The following is a 21,398-nucleotide window of genomic DNA, read 5'->3' as shown; positions in this document are numbered from 1 at the left end:
GGAGATTGAACGAGCCATTACCATGTTTGCCGGAGGCTTGTTAATAGCCAGAACGCAGAGAGGTCAATTTTCTTGACCTCTCTGCGTCAGGTCGATCAGGCGGCGACAAGCGCCGATTTCGCCGGCCTGCCGGCCACGTAAGTTTCAACGATCGACCGGTCGTCGCCCATCGTCTGCAGCAGGAAGAGTTCGTCTGACAGAGAGTTGACCACTTCAGCGCGCAGCGCCATGGCCGGCGTTGCCGCCATGTCGAGCACGATGAAGTCGGCATCGGTGCCGGCTTCGAGTGTGCCGATCTTGTCGACCAGCGACAGCGCCTCGGCATTGCCGCGGGTCATCATGAAGAAGCTGTCGAAGGGGTTCAGCCGCTCGCCCTGCAACTGCAGGATCTTGTAGGCCTCGTCGAGCGTCTTCAGCATGGAATAGCTGGTGCCGCCGCCGATGTCGGAGGCGACCGAGGTGCGCACCGGCCTGTCACGCCTGCTGAGCGCGCGCAGCGGGAAGAGGCCGGAACCGAGAAAGAGATTGGAGGTTGGACAGAAAACGGCGACCGAGCCGGTTTCGCTCATGACATCCGCCTCGCGCTCCGACAGATGGATGCAGTGGCCGAACAGGCTCTTGCGCCCCAGCAGGCCGTAGCGGGCGTAGACGTCGGTGTAATCCTTGGCTTCCGGATAGAGTTCGCAGGTAAAGGCGATCTCGTCGCGGTTTTCCGAAAGATGCGTCTGCACGTGCAGGTCGGGGAATTCGTGCACCAGCGATTTTGCGACGTCCATCTGCTCGGGCGTCGAGGTGATGGCAAAGCGCGGGGTGATGGCGACGTGGTTGCGGCCCTTGCCGTGCCAGTCGCGAATAACCGCGCGGGTTTCGTCGTAGCCCATCTGCGGCGTGTCGAGCAGGCCCTGCGGGGCGTTGCGGTCCATCATCACCTTGCCGGCGATCATGCGCATGTCGCGGCGGAGCGCCTCGGCAAAGAAGGCATCGGCGGACGCCTTGTGCACCGAGCAATAGGCCGTCGCCGTCGTCGTGCCATGGCGCACCATCTCGTCGAAGAAGCGCGTCGCGATGCGCTCCGCATGGGCGCTCTCGACGAACCGGCATTCCTCCGGGAAGGTGTAGGTGTTGAGCCATTCAAGCAAGTTGGCGGCATAGGACGCCATCACCTGCATCTGCGGGAAATGCAGGTGCGTGTCGATGAAGCCCGGCACGATCAGGTGCGGGCGGTGGTCGATTTCCGCCACCTCTTCGGGAGCGTCAGCCTTCACCGCGGCATAGGAGCCGCTGGCTAGGATCCGCCCATCCGCCACCAGTAGGGCGCCGTCGCTTTCGTAGCTGTAGGCGGCGCTGTCGTCGATCGACGTCGGCGCGCGGTGAAAGCTCAGCAGTCGGCCGCGGATGAGGGTGGTCGTCATTGTGTCTTGCCTTCCTCGACGGCGCTTTCAAACCAGGCTGCCAGCAGTTGGCGCTCGTCCGTCGTCATGTCTGTCACGTTGCCGGGCGGCATCGCGTGGCTGCGCCCGGCCTGGATATAGATTTCGCGGGCATGGGCGGCAATCTCCGCGTCGCTTTCCAGCACCACGCCCTTTGGCGCCTGGGTGATGCCCTCATAAACCGGCTCGGCGGCATGGCACATGGAACAGCGGGTCGAGACCGTGTCCTTGACGGCCGGGAAGTGGGCATTGGCGGCGAAGCGGGTGAAGGCCGGCGCGACCTCGGCCTTTTCACCGCCGGTCAGCACCTTTGGCACGGTCGAGAGCCACATGATCAGGACGAAGAGGAGGGCCGTGACGAGCCATGTCCAGGTCGGCCGGCCCTTGCGGGCGTGGGTGGTGTTGAACCAGTGTCGGATGGTGACGCCCATCAGGAAGACCAGTGCCGCGATGATCCAGTTGAATGCCGTGGCAAACGCCAGCGGATAATGGTTCGACAGCATGAAGAAGATGACGGGCAGCGTCAGGTAGTTGTTGTGCAGCGAACGCTGCTTGGCTTGAGCGCCGAGCTTCGGATCCGGCGTGCGGCCGGCGATCAGGTCGGCGACGACGATCTTCTGGTTGGGGATGATGATGAAAAACACATTGGCCGACATGATCGTGGCGGTGAAGGCGCCCAGATGCAGGAAGGCGGCACGACCGGTGAAGACCTGGGTGTAGCCCCAGGCCATGGCGACGAGCGCCACATAAAGCAGCGCCATCAGCCCCCAGGTGTTCTTGCCGATCGGCGACTTGCAAAGCAGATCATAAAACAGCCAGCCTATGCCGAGTGAGGCGAGCGAAATCAGGATCGCGGTGGTTGCCGAGATGTCGAGCACGTGCCGGTCGATCAGGAAGAGATCGGCGCCGCCGTAATAGACGACACAGAGCATGGCGAAGCCCGAGAGCCATGTCACATAGGATTCCCATTTGAACCAGGTGAGATGCTCGGGCATCGAGGCCGGCGCAACCAGGTATTTCTGGATGTGGTAGAAGCCGCCGCCATGGACCTGCCATTCCTCGCCATAGGCGCCGACGGGCAGGTGATCGCGCTTTACCAGACCCAGGTCGAGCGCGATGAAATAGAAGGATGAGCCGATCCAGGCGATGGCGGTGATGACGTGCAACCAGCGCACGGCAAAGGCCAGCCATTCCCAGGCGATGGCGAACTCGTACATTCAGATCCCCTTTGTCTCCGTTGCCTCACTTTGCGCATAAACCGCGGAGGGGAAAAGGGGCTTACGCGCTCCTCAAGCGCTATTTGCTTGCAGGAAGTTCGGCGGGCAAAGTTCGCCGAGGATCCAGTCGCGGAAAATCCGGATTTTTGGCGTGTTACGGCGGGCGTGCGGATAGGCGAGCCAATAATCGCAGCCGTCGCTGCAGCGCAGTTCGAAGGGCTGGTAGAGGCGGCCGAGCGCCACGTCATCGGGGTAAAATTCCGGCGTCAGGATCGCCACGCCCTGGCCGGCGATGGCGGCGCGCGCCTCGAAGGACTGCGCGCCGAGGCGGCTGTGCGGCCGTCCCTCGAGATCGGGATCCTTGACGCCGGCGGCCTTGAACCACATCGGCCACCAGGGGTCACCGGGATCGATGATGCGAAGCTTCAAGAGGTCGCGCGGCTCGTGCACGCCGCCGATGGTGGCGGCAAGCGCCGGGCTCAGCATCGGGCTGAATTCCACCCGCATTAGCGGATGGGTGTCGAGGCCGGGCCAGACGCCGGCGCCTGAGCGAATGGCGAGGTCGGCCGGCTCGCGGGTAAAATCGGTGAGCGAGTCGCTGGTCGTCAGCCGGACGGCGATGTTCGGATGGGCGAGCTGGAAGCTGCCGATATTGCGGGCGAGCCATTGCGAGGCGAAGGTCGGGGTCGAGCTGATCAACAGCGCGCTGTCGATATCGCCGCGGGCATTCGAAACCGCTTCCTGCAGCATCTCGAAGGCTTCGGTGACGCGCGGCGCCATGCGCTGGCCGACTTCCGTCAGCGAGATCTGGCGCGGGCGTCGCAGGAACAGCGGCTCGCCGACATTCTCCTCGATCAACTTAACCTGGTAGCTGACGGCCGTCTGGGTCATGCCCAGCTCTTCGCCGGCCTTGGTGAAGCTGCCGAGCCTTGCGACCGCTTCGAAGACCCTGAGCGCATTCAGCGGAAACTGCTTCGACATCTTCATGGATAAGTTCTCTTGATGCATGCAGACGGATGTTCGATTGGATTTCGATCCTCCTTCACGGCATCCTTCAAGTCAACTTCCCAAGACAAAACAGGTGCTGAAATGACTTGCGACAATTACGAACATACTGAAAGAAAACCATTTCTTTCGTTCGAGCCGGTCACCCGGCTTGTGGCCGGCCTGTTCGGCGGTCTTGTTGCCGCCAAGCCGACGCTCGACGTCAATGCGCTCCCAGATCATATCAAGAGAGACATGGGTTTCATGGATGGCCGCGGCCCCTATGGAGATGACGAAGAGGCAATGGCTGCCTCTCGCCGCCTTTTCAGCGTCGATGAAATGCCGCGGTTTTAACGTTGACGACGATGGCCGTCAGGCTTGCCGAAGGCGCTCGACGGCCATCAGCACACGCTCCGGTGTCGCCGGGGCGTCGAGGCGCGGGCACTCGCGATAATCCGCGACACTCGCCACCGCCATCGACAGCGCTTCCAGCACCGAGATCGGCAGCATGAAGGGCGGCTCTCCCACCGCCTTGGAGCGGCCGATGGTCTTCTCGGCGTTGCTCGACCATTCTGCAAGCTTGACGTTGAAGATCTTCGGCCGGTCGGAGGCGAGCGGGATCTTGTAGGTGGAGGGGGCGTGGGTGCGCAGCCGGCCCTTGTCGTCCCACCAGAGTTCCTCGGTCGTCAGCCAGCCCATGCCCTGCACGAAGCCGCCCTCGATCTGGCCGATGTCGATCGCCGGATTGAGCGAGCGGCCGACATCGTGCAGCACGTCGACGCGGTCGACCATGTATTCGCCGGTCAGCGTGTCAATCGAAACCTCCGAAACCGAGGCTCCATAGGCGAAATAGTAGAACGGCGTGCCGCGACCGCTGGCGCGATCCCAATGGATCTTCGGCGTCTTGTAATAGCCGGCAGCCGAAAGCTGGATGCGGCCCATATAGGCCTGCTTGATGAATTCCGGGAAGGGGATCAGCTCTTCGCCAATCTTCACATGGTTGGCAACGAAGCTGACATTCTCGGGCGTCGTCTGCCAGCGCTCGCAGGCGAAGCTGATGAGCCGCTCCTTGATCTGGCGCGCGGCGTCGTAGGCTGCCATGCCGTTGAGGTCGGAACCCGAGGAGGCCGCAGTCGCCGACGTGTTCGGCACCTTGCCGGTGGTCGTTGCGGTGATGCGCACCCGGTCGAGATCCACCTGGAAACTGTCGGCGATCACCTGGGCGACCTTGATGTAGAGGCCCTGGCCCATCTCGGTGCCGCCATGGTTCAGGTGGATCGAGCCGTCCTGGTAGATGTGCACCAGGGCACCGGCCTGGTTGAAGGCGGTCAAGGTGAAGGAGATGCCGAACTTGACCGGCGTCAGCGCGATGCCCTTGCGGATGACGCGGCTCGTGCTGTTGAAGTCGAGGATCGCCTGCCGGCGCGCCTGATAGTCGGCGCTCTCTTCCAGCTCGGCGACGATCTCGGCGATGATGTTGTCTTCGACCTGCTGGTGATAGGGCGTGACGTCGCGGCCGGAGCCCTTTTCGCCATAGAAATTCAGCTTGCGGATTTCGAGCGGATCCTTGCCGAGCTGGTAGGCGATTTCCTCGATGATGCGCTCGCCGCCGACCATGCCTTGCGGCCCGCCGAAACCGCGATAGGCGGTGTTGGAGACGGTGTTGGTCTTCAGCGGCTGCGAGGTGAGCTTCACATGCGGATAGAAATAGGAGCTATCCGCGTGGAACAGCGCGCGGTCGGTGACCGGGCCAGACAGATCCGATGAGTAGCCGCAGCGGGCGGCGTAATTGGCATGGACCGCGTGAATGCGGCCGTCTTCGTCGAAGCCGACATCGTAGTCTACGAGGAAGTCGTGGCGCTTGCCGGTCGCCGTCATGTCCTCGTCCCGGTCAGGGCGGAACTTGACGGCGCGGTTGAGCTTCTTCGCCGCGACCGCCGCAAGGGCGGCGAACTGGTTGCCCTGCGTTTCCTTGCCGCCGAAGCCGCCGCCCATGCGGCGGACATTTACTGTCACTGCATTGGAAGGCACGCCGAGCACATGCGAGACCATGTGCTGTATCTCGCTCGGATGCTGGGTCGACGACCAGACCGTGACCTCGTCGTCCTCGCCGGGAATGGCAAGGGCGATGTGCCCTTCGAGGTAGAAATGTTCCTGGCCGCCGATGCGCATGCTGCCCTTCAAGCGGCGCGGCGCCTTTTCCAGCTCGGCTTCCGCGTCGCCGCGCTGCAGGGTCAGCGGCTGCGTGACCAGTTCGCCGCCGCGGGCGACGGCGTCGAGAATGTCGGTGAAATGCGGCAGGTCGCGATAGGTGATCTTTGCCAGTCGCGCCGCGCGGCGGGCGATGTCGCGCGTTTCGGCAATGACGGCGAAGGCCGGCTGGCCATGAAACTGCACGAGGCCATCGGCAAGGACCGGCTCGTCGTGGAGGTGGCTGGGACTGATGTCGTTGGAATGCGGCATGTCCTTGGCGGTCAGCACGCAGACGACACCCCGTACGGCAGCGACGGCCGAAAGGTCCATAGCGGTGATTTCCGCATGCGCGCGGTCGGTCATGCCGAGCGCGCCATGCAGGGTGCCCGTCGGTTCCGGCATGTCATCGATATAGTCGGCGGTGCCGGAGACGTGCTTGTGGGCGCTGTCGTGACGCTGTGAGACATGCATCTCGCCGCGGATCGCCTTGCGTTCCTCGAAGGTGGATTTGTCCATGATCATCTGTCTCCCGCAGCGAAGCGCACCAGTTGTGCGGGCTCCCCGCCACTTTCCAGGAAGAAGCGTATCAGCAGGTTCTTCGCCGCCAGCATGCGATAGTCGCTCGTTGCCCGCCAGTCGGTGAGCGGCTGGTAGTCGGCATCAAAGGCCGTTTGCGCGTTGCGAACCGTCTCTTCGGTCCATTGCTTGCCGATGAGCGCCGCTTCCACATTGGTTGCGCGCCTTGGCGTGGCGGCCATGCCGCCGAAGGCGATGCGGGCGGCGCGGACGACGCCGTCTTCCACCGACAGGCGGAAAGCGCCGAGCAGGGCGGAGATATCCTCGTCGCGGCGCTTGGAGATCTTGTAGGCGGCAAAGAGATCGCCTTCCGGCAGGCGTGGGACGAAGATGCTCTCGACGAATTCGCCGGGCTGACGGTCCTGCTTGCCATAGGCGATGAAGAAGTGTTCGAGCGGCAGCGTCCGGCGCCCGCCCTTCGAGCGCAGTGTCACGGTGGCTCCAAGAACGATCAGTGGCGGCGGACTGTCCCCGATCGGCGAGCCGTTGGCGATGTTGCCGCCGATCGTGCCCATGTTGCGCACCTGCTCGCCGCCGATGCGGTTGATCAGCGGGCCGAGCGCCGGAAACGCCTTTGTGAGCGCCGAATAGGCCATGGTGTAGCTGACGCCGGCGCCGATCGTCAGGCCCGCCTCGGTCTCCTCGATGCCTTGCAGTTCGGCAATGCCGTTGATGAAAATGACCGGGTTGATCGGCCGCATCTGCTTGGTCACCCAGAGGCCGACATCGGTGGAACCGGCAACGACCGTCGCCCCCGGATTGTCGGCGAGCGCTTGTGCGAGGCCATCGCCGTCGGCCGGCACGATCAGACAGTTTTCGCCCTGGCGGACGGTGATGGTCTCGGCCGGTGCCAGCGCCTTCAGCTGCGCGGTGATCGCCTCGCGCTCGCGGGTGATCGGGTCGAAGATTTCGGAGGGTCGCGCCTTGGCCGCCTCCTCGGCGGCGCGCACGATCGGCTCGTAGCCGGTGCAGCGACAGAGATTGCCCTGCAGTGCCTTCTCGATGTCTGATCGATCCGGGTTGTCATTGCCGAGCCAGAGGCCATAGAGCGACATCACGAAGCCCGGCGTGCAGAAGCCGCATTGCGAGCCGTGGAAATCGACCATCGCCTGCTGCACCGGATGCAGTGCGCCATCCTGGCCGGCGAGATGTTCGACGGTGACGACATGGGTTGCCTGCAGCGAGCCGAGGAAACGGATGCAGGCGTTGACGCTCTCATAGACGAGCCGGTCGCCCCAGAGCCGCCCGACGAGCACGGTGCAGGCGCCGCAGTCGCCCTCCGCACAGCCTTCCTTGGTGCCGGTCAGCCGGCGCTCCAGCCGCAGATAGTCGAGCAGCGTCGTTGTCGGTGCGATGTCGGAAAGAGCGACCTCGCGGTCGTTGAGGATGAAGCTGATGCTTCCGTTCGGCTGGGGCATGCCATTCATTCCCTGCGCTGCTGCGTACTACCTGAAATCACTTTGATCTTAGGTGGTTATGCAGAAAAGCAAAGAGCCGCGGAGATTTTTGCACGCCCCGTCGATATGCGCCTACTGCGCCGTCCAGCCGCCATCCATGGAAACATGGGTGCCGGTGATCTGCGCTGCGTCGTCGCTCGCGAGATAGACGGCGAGCGCTGCCACCTGCTCGACGGTGATGAACTTCTTCGTCGGCTGGCCCTTCAGCATCACGTCGTTGATGACCTGCTGCTCGGTGATGCCGCGGGTGCGGGCCTGATCTGGGATCTGCTTTTCGACGAGCGGCGTCAGCACGTAGCCCGGGCAGATCGAGTTCGCGGTAATGCCGCTTTCGGCCACCTCGAGCGCCACCGTCTTCGTCAGGCCGAGAACGCCATGCTTGGCCGCCACATAGGCCGCCTTGAAGGGCGAGGCGACGAGGCCGTGGGCCGAGGCGATGTTGACGATGCGGCCCCAGCCTTTCGCCTTCATGCCGGGAATGGCGGCGCGAATCGTATGGAAGGAGGAGGAAAGGTTGATCGCGATGATGCGGTCCCATTGCTCGATCGGGAAATCCTCGACCTTTTCGACATATTGGATGCCGGCATTGTTGACGAGGATATCGACGCTGCCGAAGCGGGTCGTCGCTGTTGCGATCAGGTCGGCGATTTCGGCTGGCTTCGTCATGTCGGCGGCATGATAGACGACCGTTCCTGTCGTCAGCGCGCTGACATCGTCCGTCGCTTGTCTGATTTCGTCCGGGCTGCCGAAGCCGTTCAGCACGATATTGGCGCCGCCCTTGGCGAAGGCCTTGGCGATCGCAAGCCCGATGCCGCTCGTCGAACCGGTGATGACCGCTGTTTTCGTCATTGCTGCTCTCTCCCTTTGCGGCGCCGCGCACTGCTTTGTTGCGGCGCAACAGCGCCAGCCTACGCGGAAAACGCCGGCGCTGACAATTGTGTTTTTGGCTTCGCGATCGCAGAGTTGAGGAGGGGAGCGGCGATGCCGGTCGGTTGCGTTTTGTTTTCGTTTGACATTCGTTTTGCCATCGTATTGAAGTTTTCGAAATGAGATCCCGCCTTCAAGGCCGGTGAACAAACATGCGTGTGGCCGGGGAGGGGCATATGGGCGGATATATTCTCGCGATCGATCAGGGTACGACCTCGAGCCGGGCGATCATCTTCGACGGTCAGCAACGGATCGTTGGCGCCGGCCAGAAGGAATTCAAGCAGTATTTTCCGAAATCCGGCTGGGTCGAACACGATCCCGAGGAAATCTGGCAGACGGTGCTTTCGACGGTCGAGGACGCGCTCGCCAAGGCCGGCATCAAGGCCGGCGACCTCTCGGGCATCGGTATCACCAACCAGCGCGAGACCGTCGTCGTCTGGGATCGCGAGACCGGCAATCCCATCCACAATGCGATCGTTTGGCAGGACCGCCGCACCGCCTCCTATTGCGATCGGCTGAAGAAGCAGGGGCTGGAAAAGACCTTCACCAAGAAGACCGGCCTGCTGCTCGATCCCTATTTCTCCGGCACCAAGCTCAACTGGCTGCTGACCAATATCGACAGGGCGCAGGCGCGCGCCGCCAAGGGCGAGCTCTGCTTCGGCACCATCGATACCTTCCTCATCTGGCGGCTGACCGGCGGCCAGTCTTTCGTCACCGACGCGACCAACGCCTCGCGCACGCTGCTCTATAATATCGCCGACAATGCCTGGGACGACGAGCTGCTGAAGATCCTGAAAGTGCCGCGTGCCATGCTGCCCGAGGTCAAGGATTGCGCCGCCGATTTCGGCGTTACCGATCCAGCACTTTTCGGGGCGGCGGTTCCGATCCTCGGCGTCGCCGGCGACCAGCAGGCGGCGACCATCGGCCAGGCCTGCTTCAAGCCGGGCATGCTGAAATCGACCTATGGCACCGGCTGCTTCGCGCTGCTCAACACCGGCAAGGACATGGTGCGCTCGAAGAACCGGCTGCTCACCACCATTGCCTACAAGCTTGACGGCGAAACCACCTATGCGCTCGAAGGCTCGATCTTCGTTGCCGGTGCCGCGGTGCAATGGCTGCGCGACGGGCTGAAGGTGATCAAGGCCGCCCCCGATACCGGCACGCTTGCCGAAAGCGCTGACCCCACGCAGGAGGTCTATCTGGTGCCGGCCTTCACCGGGCTTGGCGCGCCGCATTGGGATCCGGATGCGCGTGGTGCGATCTTCGGCATGACCCGCAACACCGGCCCGGCGGAATTTGCCCGCGCGGCACTCGAAGCCGTCTGCTACCAGACGCGCGACTTGCTGGAAGCCATGCACAAGGATTGGCGCAGCAACGGCAAGGAGACGGTGCTGCGCGTCGATGGCGGCATGGTTGCCTCCGACTGGACGATGCAGCGCCTGTCGGACCTGCTCGACGCGCCGGTCGACCGACCCGTCATCCTCGAAACGACCGCGCTCGGCGTCGCCTGGCTTGCTGGCAGCCGCGCCGGCGTCTGGCCGAAGCAGGAAGACTTCGCCAAGTCCTGGGCACGCGACCGCCGCTTCGAGCCCGCGATGGACGAAAAGACGCGCAAGACGAAGCTCAAGGGCTGGCGCAACGCGGTCAAGCGCACGCTGAGCTAAGGGCCGGGACACGCGCTGATTTTCTCCGCGTCGTCCGGTTCTCTTGACGATCATCGGCCTTGCTACCGGACGGCGGTGCTCGCGTGCCGGCCGCCCGTCAGTCGATGACCGCGACCGCCTCCACCTCGAACAGCATGCCGTCGACCGCCAGCTTGGGCACCGGAACGAGGGTCTGTGCCGGCAGGGTTGTTCCGAACATCGCCTTGACGCTGTTGGTCAGGACCTCAAGCTTCGACATGTCGTGGTCGACCACGAAGATGGTGAGCTTGGCGACCTGGTCCGGCCTTGCGCCAAGGCCCTCGAGCGCTGCACTTAGATTGGCATAGGCCTGCTTGACCTGCACCGCGAAGTCGGGAGACAGGCCGCCGGTGCTGTCCTGGCCGCCCTGTCCTGAAATGTAGGCCACGCGGGCCCCGGCAGGCGCAATCACCGCGGTGCTATAGCCATGCGGCGTCGGGTCGTAGAGGTTTTTCGGATTGACGATCGTCAGCTTCGTCGCCTGCTCGCTTGCCGTCGCCAGGGTGGAAACGCCTGTGGTCATGATGATGAACCCTCCGATCATGAGATGTCTGATTGCGTGTGACATGATGTTCTCTCGTCTCCGAGGTCTGCGCGCGACGCGGCTTGCAGACCCGCAGGTTTGACCTTTCGCCGTCGCTCTTTGATATTGACTTGTACGGCGTACGATTGATTTACATCGTACGCCGTACGAGTCAATCGTTCAGGATCGACATCCAGCGTGTTGTCGGCGTAAATCGGTGTTTCAATCCGTAAGGAAGACGCATGGCTGGGAAAGGGAACGGCGGGCAGGGCAAACGCTCCCAAAGGGTGGAGGCGCTAGCGGTAGCTGAAGCCGGGCAGAAGCCGGGCGGCGAACCGTCGCTGTCTCTGGACCGTATCGTCGCAACGGCGGTTGACCTGCTGGACACCGAGGGGATCGAGGGGTTGAAGATGCGCCGCCTTGCCGGCCGTCTCGGCGCCGGCGTCATGAGCCTCTATTGGCATGTCAGCAACAAGGAAGAGGTGTTTGATCTGGCGCTCGATGCGGTGTTTGCTTATCGCGAAGCCCCGCAAAAGACCGAGCCAGAGGATTGGCGTAGCGATGTGGTTCTCATGCTCGAAGACTGGCGTGCAATCATGTTGCGCCATCCCTGGTCGGCATCGCTGTTGCCGCGCCGGGCGCTCGGCCCGAACATCCTCGCCCGCCTGGAAACCATGAGCAGCGCTCTGTCGGGCGCCGGCGTTGCCGATGCCAGCATGAACGTCGCGATCTGGTCGCTGTGGAACTACGTGCTCGGCGCCACCGTCACCCGGGCGAGCTTCGCGCTTTCGGATGCCGACCAGACTGCCGGACAACAGCGCCTCTCGGTGCTCAGCGAACGCTATCCGACCATCGAGCGCACGCGCCTGCTGCTCGACAACGACTGGGACGGCACGTTCCGGAAAGGTCTCGACATTCTGCTCGACGGTCTGTCGCGCCGCTGACGTCCATTGGTGTTCGTCCGGGAAACACTGTGTTTCCCGGACGCGCATTTGCTGCTCCTGCGCGCGCCAACTATCTGTTGTGCAAACAGAAAAAGGACAGGCACCATGGAACTCGGGCTTTACACATTCGCGGATGTCGATCCGAACGCCGATGACAAGGGCAGGGAAGGGCAGCGTCGCCTCAACAACCTTCTCGAAGAGATCGAGCTTGCCGATCAGGTCGGCCTCGACGTCTTCGGGCTCGGCGAACATCACCGCCCCGACTATGCGGCCTCTGCGCCGGCGGTCATCCTGGCCGCTGCTGCCGCGAGGACGAAGACCATCCGGCTGACGAGTGCCGTCACGGTGCTGAGCTCGGATGATCCCGTGCGGGTCTTCCAGCAGTTTTCGACGCTGGACCTGATCTCGGGCGGTCGCGCCGAGATCATGGCCGGCCGCGGGTCGTTCATCGAATCCTTCCCGCTCTTCGGCCAGTCGCTCGACGACTACGACCAGCTCTTTGCCGAGAAACTCGATCTGCTGATGGCGCTGCGCGAGAACGAGAAGGTCTCGTGGGTGGGTGAGATGCGGCCGGCGATCCATGATCGCGGCGTCTATCCGCGGCCGCTGCAGCAGGAACTGCCGCTCTGGATCGCCGTCGGAGGCACGCCGCAGTCGGTGGCGCGCGCCGGGGCGCTTGGCCTGCCGGTGGCGCTTGCCATCATCGGTGGCGAACCCCGCCGGTTTGCGCCGCTCTTCGATCTCTATCGCGAGGCCGCGCGCCGTGCCGGCCAGGATCCGGCAAAGCTGAAGACCAGCATCAACGTGCACGGCTTCATCGCCGATACGACCGATCTCGCCGCCGACCAGTTCTACGGTCCGCAGGCGGAGGTGATGAACCGCATCGGCCGCGAGCGCGGTTGGGGACCGACCAACCGGGCGCATTTCGACCAGGCGCGCAGCCCCAGCGGCAACCTCTTCCTTGGCGACCCGGAAACGGTGGCCGAAAAGATCGTCGAGAACTGGAAGCTGTTTCGCAACGATCGCTTCTTGCTGCAGATGGCGATCGGGCCGATGCCGCACGACCAGATCATGCGTGGCATCGAGCTCTACGGCACCAAGGTGGCGCCGCTGGTGCGCAAGGCCGTGGCGGAAGTGAAGGCGGCGGCCCCGGCCGCCGTCTGACCGGAAACGCCGGGTCTTGCGCCCGGTTGCCGGTCATTCCGCTCGGCGCTGGCATAACGCCTGGCGACACGCTACATGTGAGCGCGAAAGCGAGAAACGGATGACCCTCAACAACGAAGAAGATCTGCTGCGGCTGAAGGAAATCGGCCGCATCTGCGCCAATACCCTACACGCGATGGGCGAGGCGCTCGAGCCCGGCATCACCACGGCGGAGCTCGATGCCATCGGCCGCAAGGTGCTGGAAGAGGCCGGCGCACGCTCGGCGCCGGAGCTCTGCTACAATTTCCCCGGCGCCACCTGCATCAGCGTCAACGAGGAAATCGCCCACGGCATTCCCGGCGGCCGCGTCATCAAGGCAGGCGATCTCGTCAACATCGACGTATCAGCCGAAAAAGACGGCATCTTCGCAGACACCGGAGCCTCGTTCCCGGTGCCGCCGGTCACCGCCGCGATCGACCGGCTGTGCCGCGACGGCAAGCGGGCGATGTGGGTGGGCCTCAAGCAGGTGCGCCCGGACCAGCCGCTAGCGGCCATCGGCAATGCGATCGGCGACTTTGCCCGCAAGAACCGCTATTCGCTGGTCACCAACCTCGCCAGCCACGGCATCGGCCGCTCGCTGCACGAAGAACCGACCGAGATCGCCACCTGGCCCGATCCCAAGGAGCGCCGCCGGATGAACGACGGCATGGTGTTTACGGTCGAGCCGTTCCTCTCGATGGGCGCACAATGGGCCGAAGGCGGCAACGACGACTGGACGCTCTACAGCGATCCGCGCGCGCCGACGGTGCAGTACGAGCACACGGTCGTGGTCACCCGCGGCGGGCCGCTGGTGGTGACGCTGCCGGGCTGAACCGGGATGGGGCGGCGGCCTGCAGCCTTCGCCGTCCTCCTGTCGATTTTTTGCTCCACCGCTGCAGTGCATGATCTGCCGCCGTGACGCCGCGCATCTTACCCTTCCGGCGATTGGTCTAAGCCATTGAAATCGGCGATGGTTCGATTTCTTCAATAGATCCTTCAATTATTGTCGTTTGTCGTGCGTCGTGTTGCGGCGCAATAAACTGATATGACCACGCTCGACAGACCGTTGCAGACCAACATCGCCGCCACGGCAGCCGCCGGCGCCATCGCCATGGCCGTCGCCATGGGGTTTGGGCGCTTCTCCTACACGCCGATCCTGCCGTCGATGATGGCGGATCTCGGCCTGTCGCCGGGCGATGCCGGTTTGATCGCTTCGGCCAATTTCGTCGGCTACCTCGCCGGAGCCATTCTTGCCGCCTATGGCTGGGCGCATGGGCACGAGCGGCGGATCGCGCTCTTGTCGCTGGTCGCCACAACGGTGCTCTTGGCGGCCATGGGCCTGTCGTCCTCCGTCGTCGTGCTGGCGCTGATCCGTTTTCTCGCCGGCCTTGCCAGCGCCTTTGCGATGATCTTCATCTCCGGCATCGTGCTTGGCCATGGCGTGCTTGCGCGCTCGGAAAACGTGCCCGCCGTCCACTTTGGCGGCGTCGGCCTCGGCATCGCGTTTTCATCCCTTTGCGTCTGGGCGAACCCGCTTGCGGGGCACGCCGGCCTGACGACCTCCATGGGCGACTGGTTCACTGGCGCGCTCGTCGGGCTGGTCGGGACGGTCGTCGTCGCCGCACTTCTGCCCGGTGTACCGTCTTCCGGTTCAGGTCCGGTGCGCGAAAAGCCGCTGCGCTGGACGCGGCCGCTGACCGTTGTGACCTTTACCTATGCGCTCTTCGGCTTCGGCTATGTGATCACCGCCACCTTCCTCGTCACCATGGCGCGCGATCCGAGCGGCGGCCACAGCGTCGAGTTTCTCGCCTGGCTCTTGACCGGGCTTGCCGCAGCGCTCTCCGTCTATCTCTGGCGCTTTGCCGTGCCGCGCTTCGGGCTTGCCGGTGTCTACGCGATCGGCCTTTTGGTCGAGGCGGTCGGGCTGGTGCTGACGGTCAGCCTGCCTTTGCCCTATGCCCCGCTTGCCGGCGGCCTGATGCTTGGCGCAACCTTCATGATGATCACTGCCTATGGCCTGCAGATCGGCCGGAAGCTGGCGCCCGAAAGCCCGCGCAAGGCTCTGGCCCTGATGACGGCCGCATTCGGTATCGGCCAGATCATTGGCCCTCTGGTGGCCGGCTGGCTTGCTGAGCGCACGGGTAGCTTCGCCGCGCCGACCCTGATTGCGGCCGCCGTCCTCTTCCTTTGCGGCGGCGTCATTGTCGTCGAGCTGAAGCGGATTTCCCAGGCTTTGAGGGGCTAGCCAGAGACCCTCGCAGCCCTCAAAATACATCCGTGCAATACGGGCGGCCGACCGGATGAAATAACAGTAACGTTTATATTATCCGATTGTTGAGAGCAGCGCTTTGCCCTAGTTTCGGCGCTTCGAGCGGTAACACATCGCCTTACCGAAACGTGAGTAGACCCCTTGTTCCATTCCTTCTTTCCGAAGCCGAAGCTGTTTTTCACCTCCGGCGCTCTCTGGTCGATTATCTGCATCATCGTCTGGTACGCCGTTGGCCCGCAGATGGGCGCCGCTGTCGGCCTGCCGCCGCTGGCTCCAGGTGAGAAGCCGCCGATCGGCCTTGCCTACTTCTTCACGCCGGACAATCTCTGGTTCTATCTCTATTTCACGATCTTCGTGGTGATCTTCGGCGGCGCCTGGAAGCTCATTGCCAAGGATCACCCCTGGGCGAATTGGTCGATCTGGGGCTCGGCCTTCATCATCTTTATCGCCTACTTCGCCGTGCAGGCGTCCGTGGCGCTCAACAATTGGCGCGGCCCGTTTTTTGATCTCTTGCAGGATGCTTTGGCGAAAAAGCCAGGCATTACGGCTTGGCAGTTTTACACTCTGCAGCTGCGGTTCCTCGAGATCGGCTTCGTCGGCGTGACCCTCAACGTCGTCACAGCTTTCTTCACCAATCACTACGTGTTCCGCTGGCGCACAGCCATGAACGACTTTTACATGTCGAAGTGGGACAAGCTGCGCCATATCGAAGGGGCGTCGCAACGTGTGCAGGAAGACACGATGCGTTTTGCCAATATTCTTGAAGGCCTCGGCGTTACCCTGATCAACTCCGTCATGACGTTGGTCGTGTTTCTGCCGCTGCTCTTCAACATGTCACAGTATGTCGAAGACCTACCGATTATCGGGGCCATTCCGCACGCCCTATTCTGGCTGGCGATCGTTTGGTCGCTGTTCGGCACGGCTCTGCTGGCGCTCGCCGGTATCAAGTTGCCGGGGCTGAACTTCAAGAATCAGCGCGTAGAGGCGGCCTACCGCAAGGAGCTCGTCTATGGCGAGGACCATGCGGATCGCGCGCAGCCGGTGACGGTCACGGAGCTCTTCGGCAATGTCCGCCGTAACTACTTCCGTATGTACTGGCACTATCTGTACTTCAATATCGCCCGTTACTCTTACGGCCAGCTGGACGCGATCTTCCTGAACTTCATTCTGATCCCGACATTCGTGGCCGGCAAAATCACCCTGGGTATCTGGCAGCAGATTTCGACCGCCTTTGGAGAGGTCAGCAATTCGTTCCAGTATCTGGTCAACTACTGGTCGACGATTATCGAGCTGCTGTCGATCCACAAGCGCTTGAAAGCCTTTGAGGCTGCGATTTCCGATGAACCGCTGCCGGATATCGACCAGCGCTACCTGGAGCGGGGCGCCGCGGAAGATGCGCAGCCGGCCTAAGGCCGGCGCAACCGACGAAAATCAGAAGGCGGTTCGACCCGCCTTCTTTTTTGCCTGCTCGATGAGCGGCAGCGCCTGGGCGTAGCTGACACAGGCGACGTCGGCCTTGCCGCAGACTTCGCTCAGCAGGCGATCAAGCGCGCGCCAGTAGGCGCCACCGTTCATTTCGACGAAATGGAAACCGAGCTGTAGCGGAATACGGTCGCCGGTATATTCGCGGTCGAAGGCTTTCTTGTAGGCCTCGTAGGTGCGCTCCTCGAAGCGGGCGCTGTCCTTCTTGTTCTCGACGCCCATGGAGTGGCGGACGAAGAGATTGTAGTCCATGCCGATGACCGGGCGCTGCGACGGCCCCTCGGGGATCAGCGGCAGGCCGAAGCGCGGCAGACCGTCCTTCGTTGTCGGCCAGCCCGGACCTTTGGTCACCAGGCTCGCGTCATAGGTGAAGCCCCACTCCTTCAGCGCCGGCGCCAGGCCATCGCTCAGCGAAAGATAGGGCGCGCGGAAGCCCTTGACGCCGGCCTTGGCGAAATCCGCCCAGCCCTGAGGCTCGGCGTCGGGCGTGCCGGCCTTCTTCCAGGCGTCCTTGAGCGCCGTGTCGAACGTCGAAAACTCGCTTTCCCAGTCGGCCTTGCTCCAGCCCTTGCCGTCGAAGTGGCCGCAGGCGTGGCTGGCGATATCGTGACCGTCGAGATGGGCCTGCCAGATGTGACCGGCGCGCGCCGCGATCTCCTCGCGGCTCTGGGCGAAGCCGACATTCGAGCGGCCCGCCTTCTGGCCCGGCGGCTTGTAAAGCGTCTTGCCGTCCGCGCGGGTCATCAGGAAGGTGCAGGAGAGGAAATAGGTGAAATGCGCACCGGTGCGCTTGGCCATCGCCAGGCTCTTCTCCCAAAGCGCGTTGTCATGTGCGCCGTCGAACGAGACGATCACCAACTGCTTGTCGCCGGCGGGCGCGGTGGCGGGCGACACCGGCTCGGCCCTGGCAAGAGCGGGAAGAAGGGCGAGCGAGAGGGCAAGCGGAATACGGATCATGATCAACTGCACTGTTTTGGTTTTGTCGCAAATGGTTCGAAAATGCGGCAATCCTTTGATCGGTCTGGAAAAAACGCGCCATCAAGGCTACTCCATAGCAACCTGGGCGGAATCGGTCCGGGAACCGAAGATAGTGGAAATCAACGCGCTACAGCGGCCTGCTCCGTCTTTTTCGACGCGCGGCGCTGAGCTTGCCCGATACTCGAACAAAGCGGTGGCCCCATGGCGATACTCGTTCTCGGCATCATTCTTTTTCTCGGCCTGCATCTCATCCGCGTCGTCGCGCCCGGTTTCCGCGCCGGCGTCATCGAGAGCCGCGGCAAGGGCACCTGGATGGGGATCTATGCAATCCTCAGCCTCATCGGCCTCTGTCTGATCATCTATGGCTTCGGCCAAGCGCGCAGCGAAACGGGCATGCTCTACGATCCGCCGGTGTTCATGCGCCACATCGCGCTGCTGCTGATGCTTTTTGCGTTCATCTTCCTTGCTGCCGGCTTCCTGCCGGCCGGGCGCATCGCTGTTGCGGTCAAGCACCCGCAGGTGCTTTCGATCAAGGTCTGGGCGCTGGCGCATCTGCTCGCCAACGGCGAGACGTCCTCCGTTCTGTTGTTCGGCTCGTTTCTCGCCTGGGCGGTGATCCTGCGCATCTCGCTGAAACGCCGCGAGCGGGCAGGCGAACGCGTGCTGCCGGTGTTCAAGTCGGCCACCAACGACGTGCTCGCCGTCATCATCGGCCTTGTCGCCTACGTGCTCTTCGTCTGGAAGCTGCACGAATGGTTGATCGGCGTCGCGCCGGTCGTCATGGGCTGACGCAATTTCCGGCAAAAATGCGCTGTGCTTTTGCGCACGGAATTGCAGTAACAGAAAATTTAGAGCGACGAAGGCGGCCTCGTGTCGGCCATCGGCGCTCTAAATCGCGTCGGCCCCCTTACAAGCGCCGCAAAATCGGGTAGAAGGCGCAAAATCCACGAGAGTGCGGCGGGTGCGGCAAAGGACCCGTCGTGCATGCTCGAACAGTTTGAGAGCGTCCGTTCCGCCGATCGTCATGAGACCGTTGGCGCAGCGGGCCAGTGTGCAGGCAAGGCCGGGGCAATAGATGGCGAACCAAGACGACAGCTTTATCCGCGAGGTCAATGAGGAACTGCGTTCCGACCAGATGAAGAGCATCTGGGCCCGCTTCGGCGGCGTCATCGTGGCGATCGCCGTGCTCATCGTTCTCGGCACCATCGGCAAGGTCGGCTTCGACTACTGGCAGGATGGCGCCTCCTCGAAGTCGGGCGATGCGTTCCTGCAGGCGCTGAACCTCGCCAAGGAAAACAAGACGGACGAGGCGCTCACCGCCTTGAACACGCTGGAGAAGGACGGCTACGGTGCCTATCCGGTGCTGGCGCGTCTACGCGCTGCCACGCTGCAGGCGCAGAAGGGCGAGACGGACGCGGCTGCCAAGGCGTTCTCCGCCATCGGCAAGGACGGCAGCGTTCCGACGGCTATTCAGGAGGCAGCGCGCCTTCGTGCAGCCTACCTGCTGGTCGACACCGGCAGCTACGACCAGGTCTCGGCCGAGGTCGAGCAGCTTGCAACGCCGCAGAACAACATGCGCCATTCGGCGCGTGAAGCCCTTGGTCTCGCTGCCTACAAGTCCGGCGACTACGCCAAGGCGAAGACCTGGTTCCAGCAGATCGTCGACGATGCGCAGAGCCCGCGCAACGTCACCGGTCGCGCGCAGATGCTGCTCGACGTGATCGCCGCCAGCGGCAAGGCATAAGACGACAGCCCACCCCAGCGGGACGGGCACAGGGTGCAAGACCCTTTCGAATCAGCGCATGATCCCAATGTCGGTCTCGACCTTGGGATTGTGCGCTAAAGCGTTTAAAGCAGTTCCAGCAAAAGTGCGTAGCGGCTTGTGTCTGGAATTGCGTGAGACAAGACAAGCAGTCCCGACATGAGTGCGAGCGGTTGTACTCGGGAATGCCTGAACCATCAGACCGGAGTCGTTCCCAAGGGGGAACACTCCCGTGCCGCCTCACTGCGGCAAGGAACGAAATTAAGAGCGCTGCCGCCTTCGGCAGCGGCGCTCCAAGCGGAAACGGATAGATCCATGAGTTTCACCGTCGCCATCGTCGGGCGTCCCAATGTCGGCAAGTCCACCTTGTTCAACCGTCTGGTCGGCAAGAAGCTGGCGCTCGTCGACGACACGCCGGGTGTCACCCGTGACCGTCGCCCGGGCGATGCCAAGCTGATCGATCTGCGCTTCCGCATCATCGACACGGCCGGTCTCGAGCAATCCGGACCCGACACGCTGCAGGGGCGCATGTGGGCGCAGACCGAGGCCGCGATCGACGAAGCCGATCTTTCGCTGTTCCTGGTCGACGCCAAGGGCGGCCTGACGCCGGCTGACGAGACGCTTGCCGAAATGCTGCGCCGACGCGGCAAGCCGGTGGTGCTGGTGGCCAACAAGTCGGAAGCACGCGGCTCCGACGGCGGCTTCTACGATGCCTTCACGCTCGGCCTTGGCGAGCCTTGCCCGATTTCGGCCGAGCACGGCCAGGGCATGCTCGATCTGCGCGACGCGATCGTCGCTGCGATCGGCGAAGACCGGGCCTACCCGCCGGAAGATGACGTGGCCGAAACCGATATCGATCTGCGCCCGACCTTCAAGGACGAAGATGGCGAGGAGGAAGAGGCTGAGGCCTATGACGAGACCAAGCCGCTGCGCGTGGCAATCGTCGGTCGTCCGAACGCCGGCAAGTCGACGCTGATCAATCGCTTCCTCGGCGAAGACCGTCTGCTGACCGGCCCGGAAGCCGGCATCACCCGCGATTCCATCTCGGTCGAATGGGAATGGCGCGGCCGTACCATCAAGATGTTCGACACCGCCGGCATGCGCCGCAAGGCCAAGGTGCAGGAGAAGCTCGAAAAGCTCTCGGTCGCCGATGCGCTACGCGCCATCCGCTTCGCCGAAACGGTTGTCATCGTCTTCGACGCCACGATTCCCTTCGAGAAGCAGGACCTGCAGATCGTCGACCTCGTCCTGCGCGAAGGCCGGGCGGCGGTGCTTGCCTTCAACAAGTGGGACCTCGTCGAGGACTGGCAGGCGGTGCTTGCCGACCTTCGCGAAAAGACCGAGCGGTTGCTGCCACAGGCCCGCGGCATCCGCGCGGTGCCGATCTCCGGCCACACCGGCTATGGCCTCGACCGGCTGATGCAGGCGATCATCGAAACCGACAAGACCTGGAACCGCCGCATCTCGACCGCGCGGCTCAACCGCTGGCTGGAATCGCAGACGATCCAGCATCCGCCACCGGCGGTGTCCGGTCGCCGCCTGAAGCTCAAGTACATGACCCAGGTGAAGGCCCGTCCGCCGGGCTTCATGATCTCCTGCACCCGCCCCGACGCGCTGCCGGAATCCTACATCCGCTACCTGATCAATGGCCTGCGCAACGATTTCGACCTGCCGGGCGTGCCCATCCGCATGCATTTCCGCTCGGGCGACAACCCGTACGAATCCAAGGCGAAGAAGCGCCGTTAAAGAACGAGGGCGGACAACCTACAGGTTTTCCGCCCTCATCTTTCCT

General features: G+C 63.2%; 18 protein-coding genes. 10 read left to right on the top strand and 8 right to left on the bottom strand.

Annotated elements, in window-relative coordinates:
• Window positions 1–95: 95 nt before the first annotated feature.
• The 3 genes from guaD to IB267_RS07070 form a co-directional block, all read right to left on the bottom strand.
• On the bottom strand, window positions 96–1,412 hold the full coding sequence (gene guaD, locus IB267_RS07080; protein ID WP_192446968.1) for a guanine deaminase: 1,317 nt from the start codon (window positions 1,410–1,412) through the stop codon (window positions 96–98).
• Window positions 1,409–2,647, bottom strand: coding sequence for a urate hydroxylase PuuD (gene puuD / locus IB267_RS07075; RefSeq protein ID WP_192446967.1), 1,239 nt, complete (start codon window positions 2,645–2,647; stop codon window positions 1,409–1,411). The genes guaD and puuD overlap by 4 nt, the downstream gene beginning before the upstream one ends.
• Before the next feature lie 72 nt (window positions 2,648–2,719).
• The gene (locus tag IB267_RS07070) at window positions 2,720–3,634 is read right to left on the bottom strand and encodes a LysR substrate-binding domain-containing protein (protein WP_192446966.1); all 915 of its coding nucleotides are present in this window, start codon (window positions 3,632–3,634) and stop codon (window positions 2,720–2,722) included.
• 12 nt (window positions 3,635–3,646) lie between these two features.
• Here IB267_RS07070 and IB267_RS07065 point away from each other — a divergent pair, with 12 nt between their 5' ends.
• Complete coding sequence (locus tag IB267_RS07065; protein WP_192446965.1) at window positions 3,647–3,985, top strand: hypothetical protein; 339 nt, start codon at window positions 3,647–3,649, stop codon at window positions 3,983–3,985.
• An 18-nt stretch (window positions 3,986–4,003) separates the two neighbouring features.
• Here IB267_RS07065 and xdhB read toward each other — a convergent pair whose 3' ends face one another.
• From xdhB to IB267_RS07050, 3 genes are all read right to left on the bottom strand, one after another.
• Window positions 4,004–6,340 (bottom strand): xanthine dehydrogenase molybdopterin binding subunit, encoded by a 2,337-nt coding sequence (xdhB, locus tag IB267_RS07060; RefSeq protein WP_192446964.1) that lies wholly within the window; start codon window positions 6,338–6,340, stop codon window positions 4,004–4,006.
• A 2-nt stretch (window positions 6,341–6,342) separates the two neighbouring features.
• Window positions 6,343–7,818, bottom strand: a complete 1,476-nt coding sequence (gene xdhA, locus IB267_RS07055) for a xanthine dehydrogenase small subunit (RefSeq protein ID WP_192446963.1) — start codon at window positions 7,816–7,818, stop codon at window positions 6,343–6,345.
• A 111-nt stretch (window positions 7,819–7,929) separates the two neighbouring features.
• On the bottom strand, window positions 7,930–8,706 hold the full coding sequence (locus tag IB267_RS07050) for a 3-hydroxybutyrate dehydrogenase (protein ID WP_192446962.1): 777 nt from the start codon (window positions 8,704–8,706) through the stop codon (window positions 7,930–7,932).
• A 254-nt stretch (window positions 8,707–8,960) separates the two neighbouring features.
• Between IB267_RS07050 and glpK the strand changes: the two genes are divergently transcribed.
• Complete coding sequence (gene glpK / locus IB267_RS07045) at window positions 8,961–10,448, top strand: glycerol kinase GlpK (RefSeq protein WP_192446961.1); 1,488 nt, start codon at window positions 8,961–8,963, stop codon at window positions 10,446–10,448.
• Between the two features lie 97 nt (window positions 10,449–10,545).
• Here glpK and IB267_RS07040 read toward each other — a convergent pair whose 3' ends face one another.
• Window positions 10,546–11,034: a RidA family protein gene (locus IB267_RS07040; RefSeq protein ID WP_192446960.1), complete on the bottom strand. Its 489-nt coding sequence runs from the start codon at window positions 11,032–11,034 to the stop codon at window positions 10,546–10,548.
• Window positions 11,035–11,231: 197 nt separating this feature from the next.
• Here IB267_RS07040 and IB267_RS07035 point away from each other — a divergent pair, with 197 nt between their 5' ends.
• The 5 genes from IB267_RS07035 (at window position 11,232) to sbmA (ending at window position 16,794) form a co-directional block, all read left to right on the top strand.
• Window positions 11,232–11,933, top strand: coding sequence for a TetR/AcrR family transcriptional regulator C-terminal domain-containing protein (locus IB267_RS07035; RefSeq protein ID WP_192446959.1), 702 nt, complete (start codon window positions 11,232–11,234; stop codon window positions 11,931–11,933).
• 105 nt (window positions 11,934–12,038) lie between these two features.
• Window positions 12,039–13,097 (top strand): LLM class flavin-dependent oxidoreductase, encoded by a 1,059-nt coding sequence (locus IB267_RS07030; RefSeq protein WP_192446958.1) that lies wholly within the window; start codon window positions 12,039–12,041, stop codon window positions 13,095–13,097.
• 100 nt (window positions 13,098–13,197) lie between these two features.
• Window positions 13,198–13,947, top strand: a complete 750-nt coding sequence (map, locus tag IB267_RS07025) for a type I methionyl aminopeptidase (RefSeq protein ID WP_192446957.1) — start codon at window positions 13,198–13,200, stop codon at window positions 13,945–13,947.
• Between the two features lie 213 nt (window positions 13,948–14,160).
• Window positions 14,161–15,360 carry an MFS transporter gene (locus tag IB267_RS07020; protein WP_192446956.1) on the top strand — a complete coding sequence of 400 codons (1,200 nt, stop codon included), beginning with the start codon at window positions 14,161–14,163 and terminating at the stop codon, window positions 15,358–15,360.
• A gap of 165 nt (window positions 15,361–15,525) precedes the next feature.
• Window positions 15,526–16,794, top strand: coding sequence for a peptide antibiotic transporter SbmA (gene sbmA / locus IB267_RS07015; RefSeq protein ID WP_192446955.1), 1,269 nt, complete (start codon window positions 15,526–15,528; stop codon window positions 16,792–16,794).
• Window positions 16,795–16,815: 21 nt separating this feature from the next.
• On the opposite strand, the gene IB267_RS07010 is transcribed toward sbmA, so the two are convergent.
• Window positions 16,816–17,823 (bottom strand): polysaccharide deacetylase, encoded by a 1,008-nt coding sequence (locus tag IB267_RS07010; protein ID WP_192446954.1) that lies wholly within the window; start codon window positions 17,821–17,823, stop codon window positions 16,816–16,818.
• A 222-nt stretch (window positions 17,824–18,045) separates the two neighbouring features.
• Here IB267_RS07010 and IB267_RS07005 point away from each other — a divergent pair, with 222 nt between their 5' ends.
• From IB267_RS07005 to der, 3 genes are all read left to right on the top strand, one after another.
• A complete protein-coding gene (locus IB267_RS07005) occupies window positions 18,046–18,633 on the top strand; it encodes an NnrU family protein (protein WP_192446953.1) in 588 nt (195 codons plus the stop codon).
• Window positions 18,634–18,919: 286 nt separating this feature from the next.
• Entirely contained in the window at window positions 18,920–19,588 is a 669-nt protein-coding gene (locus tag IB267_RS07000; RefSeq protein WP_043623817.1) for a tetratricopeptide repeat protein, read from the top strand.
• Window positions 19,589–19,921: 333 nt separating this feature from the next.
• Complete coding sequence (der, locus tag IB267_RS06995; RefSeq protein ID WP_192446952.1) at window positions 19,922–21,352, top strand: ribosome biogenesis GTPase Der; 1,431 nt, start codon at window positions 19,922–19,924, stop codon at window positions 21,350–21,352.
• The last annotated feature ends 46 nt before the right edge of the window (window positions 21,353–21,398 follow it).

This window comes from Ensifer sp. ENS09, assembly GCF_014852425.1.
Taxonomy (GTDB): domain Bacteria; phylum Pseudomonadota; class Alphaproteobacteria; order Rhizobiales; family Rhizobiaceae; genus Ensifer.
Note: the sequence above shows the minus strand (reverse complement) of the source record. Positions and strands in the feature narration are given on the sequence as shown.

Coding starts and splice junctions, on each gene's coding strand:
- guaD (WP_192446968.1), bottom strand. CDS start 1,412: ATGACGACCACCCTCATCCGCGGCCGACTGCTGAGCTTTCACCGCGCG.
- puuD (WP_192446967.1), bottom strand. CDS start 2,647: ATGTACGAGTTCGCCATCGCCTGGGAATGGCTGGCCTTTGCCGTGCGC.
- IB267_RS07070 (WP_192446966.1), bottom strand. CDS start 3,634: ATGAAGATGTCGAAGCAGTTTCCGCTGAATGCGCTCAGGGTCTTCGAA.
- xdhB (WP_192446964.1), bottom strand. CDS start 6,340: ATGGACAAATCCACCTTCGAGGAACGCAAGGCGATCCGCGGCGAGATG.
- xdhA (WP_192446963.1), bottom strand. CDS start 7,818: ATGCCCCAGCCGAACGGAAGCATCAGCTTCATCCTCAACGACCGCGAG.
- IB267_RS07050 (WP_192446962.1), bottom strand. CDS start 8,706: ATGACGAAAACAGCGGTCATCACCGGTTCGACGAGCGGCATCGGGCTT.
- glpK (WP_192446961.1), top strand. CDS start 8,961: ATGGGCGGATATATTCTCGCGATCGATCAGGGTACGACCTCGAGCCGG.
- IB267_RS07040 (WP_192446960.1), bottom strand. CDS start 11,034: ATGTCACACGCAATCAGACATCTCATGATCGGAGGGTTCATCATCATG.
- IB267_RS07035 (WP_192446959.1), top strand. CDS start 11,232: ATGGCTGGGAAAGGGAACGGCGGGCAGGGCAAACGCTCCCAAAGGGTG.
- IB267_RS07030 (WP_192446958.1), top strand. CDS start 12,039: ATGGAACTCGGGCTTTACACATTCGCGGATGTCGATCCGAACGCCGAT.
- map (WP_192446957.1), top strand. CDS start 13,198: ATGACCCTCAACAACGAAGAAGATCTGCTGCGGCTGAAGGAAATCGGC.
- IB267_RS07020 (WP_192446956.1), top strand. CDS start 14,161: ATGACCACGCTCGACAGACCGTTGCAGACCAACATCGCCGCCACGGCA.
- IB267_RS07010 (WP_192446954.1), bottom strand. CDS start 17,823: ATGATCCGTATTCCGCTTGCCCTCTCGCTCGCCCTTCTTCCCGCTCTT.
- IB267_RS07005 (WP_192446953.1), top strand. CDS start 18,046: ATGGCGATACTCGTTCTCGGCATCATTCTTTTTCTCGGCCTGCATCTC.
- IB267_RS07000 (WP_043623817.1), top strand. CDS start 18,920: ATGGCGAACCAAGACGACAGCTTTATCCGCGAGGTCAATGAGGAACTG.
- der (WP_192446952.1), top strand. CDS start 19,922: ATGAGTTTCACCGTCGCCATCGTCGGGCGTCCCAATGTCGGCAAGTCC.